The following is a 12857-nucleotide window of genomic DNA, read 5'->3' on the forward strand; positions in this document are numbered from 1 at the left end:
TCTGCCGCATCGCGTGATGCACGAAGGCGCTGTCGGCACCTGCATGCGAGGCGTCTCGCAGGCCACCGGGCGGCACAAGCCCTGCTCACTCGCACGAGACTCAGGAGACTCGACCATGAGACTGATCGACTGGAATGTTCAATGGGGTCGGGACGCCGATGGCGTCGTCGATCTCCCGCGCACCATCGCCGCCGCCCGCCAGCTCGGCGACTTCGACGTGTTGTGTGTGCAGGAAGTCACGCGCGGCTTCGGCGCACTGCCCGGCCGGCCGGGCCCCGACCAGTTCGCCGAACTGGCGGCGTTGCTCCCGGGCTATACGGTCGTCGACGCGATCGGCGCCGACCTGCCGGCGCTCGAACCCGGCGCGCCGCGCCGCCAGTTCGGCAATGCGATCGCCACCCGGCTGCCCGTTCGGCGCATACTGCGCCAACTGCTGCCATGGCCGGCCGACGCAAGCGCGCCGTCGATGCCGCGTGTCGCGCTCGACGTCGAGGTGGTGACGCCGTCGGGCCCGCTGCGGGTCGTCACGACGCACCTCGAATTCTATTCGGCGCGCCAGCGACTCGCGCAGGTCGATGCGTTGCGTGACCGGCACCGCGAAGCGTGCGCCCACGCGGATCGGCCCGCGCCCGCGGAAAATGCGACGGGGCCGTTCAGTGCGACCAACCAGCCGCGCGATGCAATCGTCTGCGGCGATTTCAACAGCGCGTTCGGCAGCGACGCGTACCAGCGCATGCTGGCGCCGATCGCGGACGCGCCGTCGTTCGTCGATGCGTGGCTTGCCCGCCACCCGGGCTGCACGCCGCCGCCGACAGCCGGCGTCTACGACACGGTGCAATGGTCGGAAGGACCGCTCACGTGCGATTTCGTGTTCGTGACCGATACGCTGCTGCCACGCGTCACGCGCTGCGAGATCGACGCAGGCCTGCGCGCGTCGGATCACCAGCCCGTCGTGCTCGAGCTCGACTGATCGCTGCCGCAGCGCGGGCCGCCCGCGTCACACGTCGAAACCGGCCAGATATTCGGCCCAATGCGACGCGGGCTCCTGTGCCAGCGCGTTCTTCACGAGCAGGATCTCGTCGGCATACTCGCTCGGCGTGAGGCCGCCGCGCATCAGCTGGAATCGGCAATACAGCAGGTAAGTATTGACGACGTCCGTTTCGCAATAGTTGCGGATTTCCTCGATCCGGCCGTCCTGGAACGCGGGCCACACCTGACTGCCGTCCATCCCGAGCTTGCCCGGAAAGCCGCACAGCTTCGCGAGCGCGTCGAGCGGCGCATTCGCGCGCGCCTGATACATCGCGAGCACGTCCATCAGATCGGTGTGCCGCGAGTGATAGCGCGAGATGTAGTTGTTCCACTTGAAGTCGCGGTCGTCCTCGCCCAGATCCCAGTAACGCGTCGCGGGGATGCCGTGCACGAGCGCACGATAATGGAGCACCGGCAGGTCGAAGCCGCCGCCGTTCCACGACACGAGCTGCGGCGTGTATTTCTCGATCACGCGATAGAACGACTGGACCAGCGTCGCCTCGTTGTCCTGCGGCGTGCCGAGCGAGCGCACGCGAAAACCGTTGTTGTCGCGGAACACGCAGGAAATCGCCGCGATCCGCTGCAGGTGATGCGGCAGGAAATCGCTGCCCGTCTTCTCGCGACGTGCGGCGAACGCATGTTCGGCCACCGCGGCATCGTCGAGCGTCGCGGGCAGATCTTCCAGACGGCGAATGCCGTCGACATCGGGAATGGTCTCGATGTCAAAAACGAGAATCGGAGTCATCAGTTACAGAACGGCGTCCTTGCGCACGCCGTTGGAGGCAAAGAACCGCTTGAGGCGCACCAGCGCTTCCTGCTGGATCTGTCGCACGCGTTCGCGCGTGAGGCCCATCTCGTCGGCCAGCTCCTCGAGCGTGGCGGGTTCGATGTGGTTCAGACCGAAGCGGCGCTCGATCACGTGCCGATGCTTGTCGGACAGACGCGACAGCCACGCGCGCGTGAGCGTCTCGAGTTCGCGGTGCTGCACCTCGGCGTCGGGCGACTGGCTCTGGTCGTCGGGCAGCAGGTCGAGCAGGCTGCTCGCGGGATCGAGATCGAGCGGTGCGTCGAGTGACGCCGTGTGCTCGTTGAGCGCGAGGATGTCGGTGACTTCCTCGGCGGTCTTGCCGGTGAGATAGGCGATGTCGTCGATGCTGGCTTCGCGGCGCTCGGCCGCCTCGCCCGTCGACATCGAATTCTTTTCGAGGTGGCGCTTCGCGCGCAGCACCTGGTTCAGTTCGCGGATGACGTGCACGGGCAGGCGCACCGTGCGAGCCTGGTTCATGATCGCCCGCTCGATGCTCTGCCGGATCCACCACGTCGCATAGGTCGAGAAACGAAAGCCGCGCGTCGGATCGAATTTCTCGATCGCATGCATCAAGCCGAGGTTGCCTTCCTCGATCAGGTCGAGCAACGGCACGCCGCGGTTCAGGTAGCCCTTCGCGATGCTGACGACGAGACGCAGGTTGCGCTCGATCATCACCTGCCGTGCCTCGAATTCGCCGGCCTTCGCGAGACGCGAATAGCGCTGCTCTTCCTCGACGGTCAGGAGCGGCTTCACGCTGATGCGATTCAGGTAATGCTGGATCGTGTCGGCCGTAAGTTCGGCCTGCAGCAATGCGCGGAAATCGTCGACGTCGGGCGCGGCTTCCGCGCGGCCTTCATGCTCGTCGTCGCCGTCCGCTTCGGCGTCGCGTGCCTCGAGATCACGTTCGTTTTCCGCGACGTCGTCTTCGTCGTCCGTCGAAGCGCCAGCTCGCTCCACCGATGCTTGCGTGGCACGACTGATCTTCTCAGACTCGGCTTGCGGCTCGTGGCGCTTCGATTTCGGCATGGTCGTCTCGGTTATTGAGGCGGCAAATACTTCAGCGGATCGACAGGTTTACCCTGACGGCGAACCTCGAAATGCAGCATCACGCGGTCGGCATCGCTGTTACCCATCTCGGCGATCTTTTGCCCCTTCGTTACCGCGTCCCCCTCTTTTACCATCAAAGCGCGATTGTGTGCATACGCCGTGAGGTAAGTTGCATCGTGTTTGATGATAATGAGATTGCCGTAGCCACGCAGGCCATTGCCCGAGTAGACGACGCGGCCGTCGGCCGCCGCCTTCACGGCCTCGCCCGACGTGCCGCCGATATTGACGCCCTTGTTCTTCGCGTCGTCGAAACCGTTCAGCACCGGTCCGCGCACGGGCCATGCAAACGTCACGGGGCCGCTCGGCGCGGCAGCCGTGTCGCTCGATGCGGCGGCAGCCGGCGGCGTGACCGCGGACGACGAGCCAGCGGCCGGCGTAGCGGGACCGCTGCTGAGCGGTGCGGTCGCGACGGCGGCGCCGGCGATCGGCGCGGCGACCGGCGAGCCGGCCACCGCAGCACCGCCCGGCGGCGCGACGCGCAGCAATTGATCGACTTCGATCTGGTTCGGGTTCGCCAGATTGTTCCACGCGGCGATGTCGCGATAGTTCTGCCCGTTTTCGAGCGCGATCCGGTACAGCGTGTCGCCCGGTTTCACGCGGTAGAAGCCGGGCGGTGGCGGGCCGAGCGGCACCGCCGGCTGCGCGGCGGCGGTCGTGCCCAGCGCGCCGGAGCGATCGACGACGGGCGCGTTGTCGAGCCGCGTCGCACAGGCGGCCAGTAGCGTGGAGAACGCAGCCACACAGATCGCGCGCTGGGCGAACGTGAGCGGTTCCCTGGTTCGGTTGTTTTGCATCGCGCGCAACATACTCATCGGTTTCAAATCACTCCGGATTTTAAAGGGACAAAGAAAACGCGATCAAGCCGCGACTCCCGCCATTGCGCGTGCGCGACGCGCTCGACGAGCGTCAGCACCTGGGGCTGCCCGCTCTGCGCGCCGACCGGCGCGACGAGCCGCCCGCCGATCGCGAGCTGCTCGAGCAACGCCTGTGGCACGTCGAGCCCCGCCGCCGCGATCACGATCGCGTCGAACGGGCCCGCTGCCGGCAGGCCGACACGCCCGTCGCCGTAATGCAGACGGATGTTCGGCACGCGCAGCGGCCGCAGGTTCAGCTTCGCGCGCTCGTAGAGCGGCTTGATGCGTTCAATCGAATACACGTCGCGCGCCACGTGACTGAGCACCGCGGCCTGGTAGCCGCAACCGGTGCCGATCTCGAGCACGCGCTCGAGCGTGCGGCCGGCCATCGCGAGCTCGATCATGCGCGCGACGACCGACGGCTTTGAAATCGTTTGCTGGTGGCCGATCGGCAGCGCGGCATCCTCGTACGCCTGCGTCGCGAGGCCGGGATCCACGAACATGTGGCGCGGCACCGCGGCCATCGCATCCAGCACGCGCGCGTCGGTGACGCCGTTCGCGCGCAGGCGTTCGACCATGCGCTCGCGCACACGTTCCGACGTCAGCGCGAACGTACCGGCCGGCGCGACGCTCGGCGCGGCCGGCTTGGGCATCGCGGGCTTCGGCGCGGTCGGTTTCGGCGCGCTCGCAGGCTTCGCGGCGGTCGTGCCGGACACCGTGCGGGCCATGCCGGCCTTCACCGCCACGGGTTTCGGCACGGCGGCGGACTTGTCGACGGCCTTCGCCACCACGCCCGCCGCATGGCGATCACCGGGCCGGCCTTCCGATTTGCGTGGCGCTCGCTTGAGATCTTCGAGCGCGAGCGGAAACCGCTTCGCGCGCTCGCCGCTCATGAAGCCCGCCCTCCTGCACGCGCCCATTCGCGCGTTGCAGGCAGCATTTGCGTATGCGTGAGATCGAGTTGCAGTGGCGTGATCGATACGAAACCGTTTGCGACGGCGTGAAAATCGGTGCCCTCGCTCGCGTCCAGCGCCGCACCCGCGGCGCCGATCCAGTAGATCGGCTCGCCGCGCGGGTCGGTCTGGCGAATCACCGGCTGGGACGGGTGACGCTTGCCGAGACGCGTGACCTGCCAGCCTTTCAGCTCGTCGTACGGCAGATTCGGAATATTGACGTTCAGCAACGGATGACCGGGCAGCGGATGCGCAAGATAGTGTTCGACGATTTCCGCGGCGACGCGCGCCGCATCCGCCAGATGCGCCCAGCCCTTCTCGGCCAGCGAAAACGCGATGGCCGGTACGCCGAACATGATGCCTTCGGTGGCGGCTGCAACTGTCCCTGAATAGAGCGTGTCTTCGCCCATGTTCTGGCCGTTGTTGATCCCGGACACGACGAGGTCGGGCCTCGCGTCGGCCATCCCCGTCAACGCGACGTGCACCGAATCGGTGGGCGTGCCGTTCACGTAGAAGAAACCCGTATTCGCCGCGCGCTGCACCGACAGCGGCCGCGACAGCGTGAGGGAATTCGATGCGCCGCTGCAGTTCTGCTCGGGCGCGATCACAGTGAGGTCGGCCAGCGGCTGCAGCGCATCGCTGAGCGCGGCGAGACCGGGGGCGAGATAGCCGTCGTCGTTGCTGAGTAGGATTCGCATCCGGCGATTGTAACCGAGGAAAGATGGCGCGAGAGCGACAGTCCGGCGGCTGCGCGCAGGCCGAAACGCACGACGTGCGCGCGGTGCGCCGCCGCATTGCGAGGCGGCGTTGCGTGCGTGCGAGACGACGTTGCGCCGGCCTGCGTTTTCCGGCCCGAAGGGTTGCCTCTCCGGAGACCCCGTCTCGCGAAAGCCCGGCGCGACGCGCCCGGCCTCGTCACGCTCAGATCGCGCCAGCCTCACGCAGCGCGGCAATCTGCTGCGCGTCGTAGCCGAGGCCACGCAGCACCTCGTCCGTATGCGCGCCGAGCTCGGGCCCGAGCCAGCGCGTTTCGCCCGGCGTGTCGGAGAGCTTCGGCGTGATGTTCGGCAGCGGAATGTCGGTGCCGTCGGCCAGCTTGAAACGCTGGATCATCTGCCTCGCGACGAACTGCGGATCGGTGAACATGTCAGCGGCGCTGTAGATGCGCCCGGCCGGCACGTCCGCCGCGTTGAGCACGACGAGCGCCTCGTCGATCGTGCGCGGTGCGAGCCACGCGGCGATCGCATCGTCGATCTCCTGCGTGCGCGGCACGCGTCCGTCGTTGCTTGCAAGCGCCGGATCGTCGGCGAGGTCGTCGCGCTCGATCGCCTTCATCAGCCGCTTGAAGATCGGGTCGCTGTTGCCGCCGATCACGATGCTGCCGTCGCGGCACGCGTAGGTGTTCGACGGCACGATGCCCGGCAGCGACGCGCCGGTGCGCTCGCGCACCATCCCGTACACGCCGTACTCGGGCACGACGCTTTCCATCATGTTGAACACCGCTTCATACAGCGCGACGTCGACCACCTGCCCCGCGCCGCCGTTCACCTTGCGGTGGTGAAGTGCCATCAGCCCGCCGATCACGCCGTGCAGCGCGGCGATCGAGTCGCCGATCGAGATGCCGATGCGCGGCGGCGGCAGGTCGGGATAACCGGTGATGTGACGCAACCCGCCCATCGATTCGGCAATCGCGCCGAACCCCGGGCGGTCGCGGTAGGGGCCCGTCTGCCCGTAGCCGGACAGACGCACCATCACGAGACCGGGGTTGTCGGCCGACAGCAGGTCGTAGCCGAGGCCGAGCTTCTCGAGCAGCCCCGGGCGGAAGTTTTCGATCACGATATCGGCCTCGCGCGCGAGTTGCCGCGCGATCGTCTTGCCTGCATCGGATTTCAGGTTGAGCGTGACCGATTTCTTGTTGCGCGCCTGGACCGACCACCACAGCGACGTGCCGCCCTGCTCCGGATACAGCTTGCGCCACTTGCGCAGCGGGTCGCCGCCATTCGGATCCTCGATCTTGATGACTTCCGCGCCGAATTCGGCAAAGAGGCGCGACGCGAACGGCCCCGCGATCAGCGTCCCGAATTCGAGCACTTTGACGCCCGCGAGAGGGCCCTGGCTGGTGCTCATGTGTCTCCCTGACATGAGGAACGGCGCCGCCGGCCGGCGGCGCCCGACTTAGATCGTCCGGCGGTCGAGCATCGCGCGGGCGATCGTGCCCGCGTCGACGTATTCGAGCTCGCCGCCCACCGGCACGCCGCGCGCGAGGCGCGTGACCGCCAGCCCGCGTGCCTTCAGCGTCTGGCCGAGGTAGTGCGCGGTGGCCTCGCCCTCGTTCGTGAAGTTGGTCGCGAGCACGACCTCCTTGACGATCCCGTCGGACGCGCGCCGCACGAGACGATCGAAATGGATTTCCTTCGGACCGATTCCGTCGAGCGGGCTGAGCCGCCCCATCAACACGAAGTACAGCCCGCGATACGTCATCGTCTGCTCGAGCATGATCTGGTCGGCCGGCGTTTCGACGACGCACAGCAGCGTCGGATCACGCTCCTCGTCGCTGCACACCTCGCAGATCTGCGCTTCCGTGAACGTGTTGCACTTCTCGCAGTGCTGCAGGTGCTCGGTCGCGAACAGCAGCGACCGGCCGAGCCGCTCCGCGCCCTCCCGATCGTGCTGCATCAGGTGGTACGCCATGCGCTGCGCGGACTTCGGCCCGACGCCGGGCAATACGCGCAGCGCTTCGACGAGCGCTGACAGGGCGGACGGCTGTTTCATACGGCGGCTGAAAGCTGAACGAACGGATCGGGCTGAACGGACGCTGCGCTCAGAACGGCAGCTTGAAGCCCGGGGGCAGCGGCAGACCCGACGTCATGCCGCTCATCTTTTCCTGCGACGTCGCCTCGGCCTTGCGCACGGCATCGTTGAACGCGGCCGCGACCAGATCCTCGAGCATGTCCTTGTCGTCCGCGAGCAGGCTCGGGTCGATCGCCACGCGACGCACTTCGTTACGGCAGGTCATCGTCACCTTGACGAGGCCCGCACCCGACTGCCCTTCGACTTCGATCTGCGCAAGCTGCTCCTGCATCTTCTTCATGTTTTCCTGCATTTGCTGCGCTTGCTTCATCAGTCCGGCGAGGTTGCCTTTCAACATGGGAATACTCCTTCTTGATCGTGTGAAAACCGGCACGCGGCGCGTGCCGGTCAATGTGTGCGGGCGTGATTGTGCCTGTCGCGGTGCGATTCGTTCAATGCAGCGTCGGCGGCGTGCCGTCCGGCGCCGAATCGGCGAGCGGCCGCACCGAGCCTTCGACGATGCGCGCACCGAAGTCACGCATGAGTTGCTGGACGAACGGATCGCCATGGATGTCCTGCTCGGCCTCGCGCTGGCGTGCCGCTCGCGCGGCCGCGTCGAGCGCCGCCGCGGTGCGCCGCGCGGGCCCGACCTCTACCGCGACCTCGACGGGCTTGCCGAGCGCGTCGGCCAGGGCGGCCTTCAGCTTCGCGACCTGGGCGGCGTCCGCATACTGCGGCACCGGCACGGACAGTTTCAACGTCGTCGCGTCGACGGCCGTCAGTTCGCTGTTGAACGCGAGTTGATACGCGACGCCCTTCAGCGGCAACCGCGCGGCCAGCGCCGGCCATTCGCCGTCGAAGCCGACCGGATCGAGCGCGATCGCGGGCGGCAGCGGGCGCGTGTCGACCGGCGCGGACGGGCGCGCCTCCGCCGGCTTCGGCGCAATGCGCACGTCGTCGGGGCCGCTGTCGAACACGGGCACGAAGCCGTCGTCCGCCGCGCCGCCGAACATCTCGTCCGCGCTGAGCGGCACGTATTCGTCCGGCGGGATGTCTTCCCACGGCGGCGGGGCCTGACGCGTGTCGGCCGGCTGCGGCGCGCGGGCCGCAGCGCGCGGCGTCGGCACCTGCACGGCAGGTCGCGATGCCGCCGGTTTCTCAGCGGCCGGCTGGGTCGCCGCCGGTTTCGGCGCGACGCCCGCCCGCGAGCGGTCGGACGACACGCGCATGCCGGCATTGCGCAGCACGTCGAGTGCGGCGGCCGCACCGCCACGGGCCGCCGGGCGCACGGCCGGCTCGGCCGCGCCAGCACGCGGCGCCGGTTCGGCAGCCTGGGCCGGTTCGTCGTTGCGCTTGGCGGCGGCAGGCGCTTCGGGTTCGTTGCGGACGGCGGGCAGCGCATCGCTTGCCGGCACTGCCTGCGGCGCCGGGGCCGCTTCCGGCTGCGGCGCGACCGGCGCTGCGGCAGCAGGCGCGGCCTGCGTCGGGACAGGCTGCGGAGCAGGCGAAGCCGCTGCATCGCCGGACGCACGCGCAACCGCAGCGACCGGAGCGACCGGCGTAACCGGCGGGGCCGCTTGCGGGCGTGCTGCGGGCTCGGCGGCTGCCGGCACGGAAGACGGCTTGGGTGCCGCCGACGCGGCCACAGCCACGCGCGGCGCAGGTGCAGTTGCGGCACGCGGCATGGCCGGCTGACCGCCCGGCGCACTGCCGGTGCCGGTGCCGACGGTCGGCTCGAACGCGAGCATCCGCAGCAACGTCATCGTGAAGCCGGCGTATTCGTCCGGCGCGAGGCCGAGCTCCGCGCGTCCGACCGTCGCGATCTGATAGAACAGCTGCACCTGCTCGGGGCTCAGCGTCTCCGCGAAGCGGCGCAGGTCGGCCGCTTCCGGCCATTCGTCGAGGACCGAGCCCGGTGCGAACTGCGCCCACGCGATCCGGTGCAGCAGGCTCGCAAGATCCTGCAACGCGGTGGAAAAGGACAGGCTGCGCAGCGACATCTCGTCGGCGATCGCGAGAATCTCCGGGCCATTGGCGGCCGCGAGCGCATCGAGCAGGCGCACCATGTAGGTCTGGTCGAGCGCGCCGAGCATGCCCGACACGGCCGCTTCGGTCACTTCGTTGGCCGAATAGGCGATCGCCTGATCGGTCAGCGACAGCGCATCGCGCATGCTGCCCTGGGCGGCACGCGCGAGCAGGCGCAGCGCCTGCTGCTCGAACGAGATACGCTCTTCGCCGAGGATGCGCTCGAGATGCGACACGATGTGCCCGGCCGGCATCTGCTTCAGGTTGAACTGCAGGCAGCGCGACAGCACGGTGACGGGAATCTTCTGCGGGTCGGTGGTCGCGAGGATGAACTTGACGTGCGGCGGCGGCTCCTCGAGCGTCTTCAGCATCGCGTTGAACGCGTGATTCGTCAGCATGTGCACTTCGTCGATCATGTAGACCTTGAAGCGCGCATCGACGGGCGCGTACACCGCGCGCTCGAGCAGCGCGGCCATTTCGTCGACGCCGCGGTTGCTCGCCGCATCCATTTCGACGTAATCGACGAAGCGGCCTTCGTCGATCTCGCGGCACGCACGGCACACGCCGCACGGTTGCGACGTAACGCCGGTTTCACAGTTGAGCGCCTTCGCGAAGATCCGCGACAGCGTCGTCTTGCCGACGCCGCGGGTTCCGGTAAACAGATAGGCGTGATGGAGACGCCCGCCGTCGAGCGCGTGCGTGAGCGCCCTGACGACGTGCTCCTGGCCGACGAGCGAAGCGAAATCCTTCGGACGCCACTTGCGTGCGAGAACTTGATAGGTCATCGGGAAATTGTATCAGTAACGCTGCGTCGCGCCGACACGCGAAACGGTGCCGAAAACGGGCAACGCGCACGAAACAACGGAGAATGATGCAGAAATAAAAAATGCCCGGCGAACGGGGCAAGAGGAAGGTGACGAGCCCGACCCTCGGCACTGGCGGAAAACGATTGTGGCTGCTTCGTTCCCGACCTGACCAGGTTCACCGCCCCACCATGCGAGGAGGCCCGTCACGGCATATTCTATCACCGCTTCTGCCCGAATGCGACCGTTTGTTCGCAACAACGCGAAAGATCGAACAAACCGACGCGCTGCGGGCAGGCCGATCCGGCGCGAACTTGCGGATGTATCGCAACCATCGGCGACTCTTGTATTTCGTACGCCAGCCTCCACCTTCGGAGGGCAGTGGTCGAACGGCGCGTCGTACCCCTACTCGCGTAGCGGCTACTATCGCCGCCCGCAGCAGATAGCAATTTAGGCTAATATGACGCCCGAACGACCCGCGAGCCGCGCCATGCAGCGCTTACGCCCCTCCTTCCGGGAGCGGAGTGACCTGCCGCAGCGGCCGGCAGCCGACGAGGCCGCCGGAGCGCCGCAACGCGCCGAGCAGGCAGTCCCCGAACCGTAAGAGGTATTGACCCAATGAGCGAACAGATCAAACACATCAGCGACGCATCGTTCGAACAGGACGTCGTCAAATCCGACAAGCCCGTGCTCGTCGACTTCTGGGCCGAATGGTGCGGCCCGTGCAAGATGATCGCCCCGATCCTCGACGAAGTCGCGAAGGACTACGGCGACAAGCTGCAGATCGCGAAGATCAACGTCGACGACAACCAGGCAACGCCCGCGAAATTCGGCGTGCGCGGCATCCCGACGCTGATCCTGTTCAAGAACGGCGCGGCCGCCGCGCAGAAGGTCGGCGCGCTGTCGAAGTCGCAGCTCACCGCATTCCTGGACAGCCACCTGTAATACCGGCCGTCGCGCGGACGTGTTGTCAACCGACAACACGTCCGCCGTCAAGCCGCCGATCGGCCGCTCAGGCGCGAATCGGCGTATGCTAGAATCAAAAAACGTCTACAAGACGCATTAAGTCTCAGAGCGCTTCCGCTCGCCCTCCTCCCTTATTTCTTTTCGTCGCTTCTCCTCCCTGGCGGGTTCTCCGTATGCATTTATCCGAGCTCAAGTCTCTGCACGTGTCCGAACTGATCGAAATGGCCAATGGCCTGGAGATCGAAAACGCGAACCGCCTGCGCAAGCAGGAGCTGATGTTCGCCATTCTCAAAAAGCGCGCCAAGACGGGAGAGACGATCTTCGGCGACGGCACGCTCGAAGTGCTGCCGGACGGTTTCGGCTTCCTGCGCTCGCCGGAAATGTCGTACCTCGCGAGCACCGACGACATCTACATCAGCCCGTCGCAGATCCGCCGCTTCAACCTGCACACCGGCGACACCATCGAAGGTGAAGTCCGCACGCCGAAGGACGGCGAGCGCTACTTCGCGCTGGTGAAGGTCGACAAAGTCAACGGGCAGCCGCCCGAGGCCTCGAAACACAAGATCATGTTCGAGAACCTCACGCCGCTGCATCCGAACAAGCCGCTGTCGCTCGAACGCGAAATGCGCGGCGAGGAAAACGTCACGGGCCGCATCATCGACATGATCGCGCCGATCGGCAAGGGCCAGCGCGGCCTGCTCGTCGCGTCGCCGAAGTCGGGCAAGACCGTGATGCTCCAGCACATCGCGCATGCGATCAAGCAGAACCATCCGGACGTCATCCTGTTCGTGCTGCTGATCGACGAGCGCCCCGAGGAAGTGACCGAAATGCAGCGCTCGGTCGCCGGCGAAGTGATCGCGTCGACGTTCGACGAACCGGCCACGCGTCACGTGCAGGTCGCCGAAATGGTGATCGAGAAGGCCAAGCGCCTCGTCGAAATGAAGCACGACGTCGTGATCCTGCTCGACTCGATCACGCGTCTCGCACGCGCATACAACACCGTGATCCCGGCGTCGGGCAAGGTGCTGACCGGCGGTGTCGACGCGAACGCGCTGCAGCGCCCGAAGCGCTTCTTCGGCGCGGCGCGCAACATCGAGGAAGGCGGCTCGCTGACGATCATCGGCACCGCGCTGATCGAAACCGGCAGCCGCATGGACGACGTGATCTACGAAGAGTTCAAGGGCACCGGCAACATGGAAGTGCACCTCGAGCGCCGTCTCGCGGAAAAGCGCGTCTATCCGTCGATCAACCTGAACAAGTCGGGCACGCGCCGCGAAGAAATGCTGATCAAGCCCGAGATCCTTCAAAAGATCTGGGTGCTGCGCAAGTTCATCCACGACATGGACGAAGTCGAGGCGATGGAATTCCTGCTCGACAAGATCCGCCAGACGAAGAGCAACTCCGAGTTCTTCGACCTGATGCGCCGCGGCGGCTGATCGCCCCGCTCCGCAACGAACGGCCGCCCGCGCATGTCGCCCGGCGGCCGTTTTTTCATCCCAACCTGAACGTGAACGTACAGGTT

The 12857-nt window shown here is 66.9% G+C and carries 12 protein-coding genes and 1 other RNA gene; 3 read left to right on the forward strand and 10 right to left on the reverse strand.

Annotation, left to right across the window (positions count from 1 at the left end; genetic code table 11):
• The first annotated feature begins 115 nt into the window (after window positions 1-115).
• Window positions 116-970, forward strand: a complete 855-nt coding sequence (locus tag WS51_RS19505; protein WP_069229669.1) for an endonuclease/exonuclease/phosphatase family protein — start codon at window positions 116-118, stop codon at window positions 968-970.
• Between the two features lie 27 nt (window positions 971-997).
• On the opposite strand, the gene WS51_RS19510 is transcribed toward WS51_RS19505, so the two are convergent.
• The 10 genes from WS51_RS19510 to ffs form a co-directional block, all read right to left on the reverse strand.
• Window positions 998-1774, reverse strand: coding sequence for a 3'-5' exonuclease (locus WS51_RS19510; RefSeq protein WP_059449876.1), 777 nt, complete (start codon window positions 1772-1774; stop codon window positions 998-1000).
• A 3-nt stretch (window positions 1775-1777) separates the two neighbouring features.
• A complete protein-coding gene (rpoS, locus tag WS51_RS19515) occupies window positions 1778-2863 on the reverse strand; it encodes an RNA polymerase sigma factor RpoS (RefSeq protein ID WP_040144287.1) in 1086 nt (361 codons plus the stop codon).
• A gap of 11 nt (window positions 2864-2874) precedes the next feature.
• Window positions 2875-3756, reverse strand: coding sequence for a peptidoglycan DD-metalloendopeptidase family protein (locus tag WS51_RS19520; RefSeq protein ID WP_059449877.1), 882 nt, complete (start codon window positions 3754-3756; stop codon window positions 2875-2877).
• Between the two features lie 5 nt (window positions 3757-3761).
• Entirely contained in the window at window positions 3762-4691 is a 930-nt protein-coding gene (locus WS51_RS19525; protein ID WP_069229670.1) for a protein-L-isoaspartate(D-aspartate) O-methyltransferase, read from the reverse strand.
• Window positions 4688-5449, reverse strand: coding sequence for a 5'/3'-nucleotidase SurE (surE, locus tag WS51_RS19530; RefSeq protein ID WP_059449879.1), 762 nt, complete (start codon window positions 5447-5449; stop codon window positions 4688-4690). The genes WS51_RS19525 and surE overlap by 4 nt, the downstream gene beginning before the upstream one ends.
• Window positions 5450-5672: 223 nt before the next feature.
• Window positions 5673-6878: a CaiB/BaiF CoA transferase family protein gene (locus tag WS51_RS19535; protein ID WP_069229671.1), complete on the reverse strand. Its 1206-nt coding sequence runs from the start codon at window positions 6876-6878 to the stop codon at window positions 5673-5675.
• A gap of 48 nt (window positions 6879-6926) precedes the next feature.
• Window positions 6927-7523 carry a recombination mediator RecR gene (gene recR / locus WS51_RS19540; RefSeq protein ID WP_059449881.1) on the reverse strand — a complete coding sequence of 199 codons (597 nt, stop codon included), beginning with the start codon at window positions 7521-7523 and terminating at the stop codon, window positions 6927-6929.
• 49 nt (window positions 7524-7572) lie between these two features.
• Entirely contained in the window at window positions 7573-7899 is a 327-nt protein-coding gene (locus WS51_RS19545; protein ID WP_006755698.1) for a YbaB/EbfC family nucleoid-associated protein, read from the reverse strand.
• A gap of 94 nt (window positions 7900-7993) precedes the next feature.
• Window positions 7994-10351, reverse strand: coding sequence for a DNA polymerase III subunit gamma/tau (locus WS51_RS19550; protein ID WP_069229672.1), 2358 nt, complete (start codon window positions 10349-10351; stop codon window positions 7994-7996).
• A gap of 127 nt (window positions 10352-10478) precedes the next feature.
• Window positions 10479-10577, reverse strand: an RNA gene (ffs, locus tag WS51_RS19555) — signal recognition particle sRNA small type.
• Between the two features lie 410 nt (window positions 10578-10987).
• Here ffs and trxA point away from each other — a divergent pair.
• The gene (gene trxA, locus WS51_RS19560) at window positions 10988-11314 is read left to right on the forward strand and encodes a thioredoxin TrxA (protein ID WP_006402348.1); all 327 of its coding nucleotides are present in this window, start codon (window positions 10988-10990) and stop codon (window positions 11312-11314) included.
• A 194-nt stretch (window positions 11315-11508) separates the two neighbouring features.
• The gene (gene rho / locus WS51_RS19565) at window positions 11509-12771 is read left to right on the forward strand and encodes a transcription termination factor Rho (protein ID WP_006478662.1); all 1263 of its coding nucleotides are present in this window, start codon (window positions 11509-11511) and stop codon (window positions 12769-12771) included.
• Window positions 12772-12857 lie beyond the last annotated feature (86 nt).

Source organism: Burkholderia territorii, from assembly GCF_001718335.1.
Taxonomy (GTDB): Bacteria; Pseudomonadota; Gammaproteobacteria; order Burkholderiales; family Burkholderiaceae; genus Burkholderia; species Burkholderia territorii.

Excerpts from the sequence above, each read along its gene's own strand:
- WS51_RS19505 (WP_069229669.1), top strand. The coding sequence starts at position 116 with ATGAGACTGATCGACTGGAATGTTCAATGGGGTCGGGACGCCGATGGC.
- WS51_RS19510 (WP_059449876.1), bottom strand. The coding sequence starts at position 1,774 with ATGACTCCGATTCTCGTTTTTGACATCGAGACCATTCCCGATGTCGAC.
- rpoS (WP_040144287.1), bottom strand. The coding sequence starts at position 2,863 with ATGCCGAAATCGAAGCGCCACGAGCCGCAAGCCGAGTCTGAGAAGATC.
- WS51_RS19520 (WP_059449877.1), bottom strand. The coding sequence starts at position 3,756 with ATGAGTATGTTGCGCGCGATGCAAAACAACCGAACCAGGGAACCGCTC.
- WS51_RS19525 (WP_069229670.1), bottom strand. The coding sequence starts at position 4,691 with ATGAGCGGCGAGCGCGCGAAGCGGTTTCCGCTCGCGCTCGAAGATCTC.
- surE (WP_059449879.1), bottom strand. The coding sequence starts at position 5,449 with ATGCGAATCCTACTCAGCAACGACGACGGCTATCTCGCCCCCGGTCTC.
- WS51_RS19535 (WP_069229671.1), bottom strand. The coding sequence starts at position 6,878 with ATGAGCACCAGCCAGGGCCCTCTCGCGGGCGTCAAAGTGCTCGAATTC.
- recR (WP_059449881.1), bottom strand. The coding sequence starts at position 7,523 with ATGAAACAGCCGTCCGCCCTGTCAGCGCTCGTCGAAGCGCTGCGCGTA.
- WS51_RS19545 (WP_006755698.1), bottom strand. The coding sequence starts at position 7,899 with ATGTTGAAAGGCAACCTCGCCGGACTGATGAAGCAAGCGCAGCAAATG.
- WS51_RS19550 (WP_069229672.1), bottom strand. The coding sequence starts at position 10,351 with ATGACCTATCAAGTTCTCGCACGCAAGTGGCGTCCGAAGGATTTCGCT.
- trxA (WP_006402348.1), top strand. The coding sequence starts at position 10,988 with ATGAGCGAACAGATCAAACACATCAGCGACGCATCGTTCGAACAGGAC.
- rho (WP_006478662.1), top strand. The coding sequence starts at position 11,509 with ATGCATTTATCCGAGCTCAAGTCTCTGCACGTGTCCGAACTGATCGAA.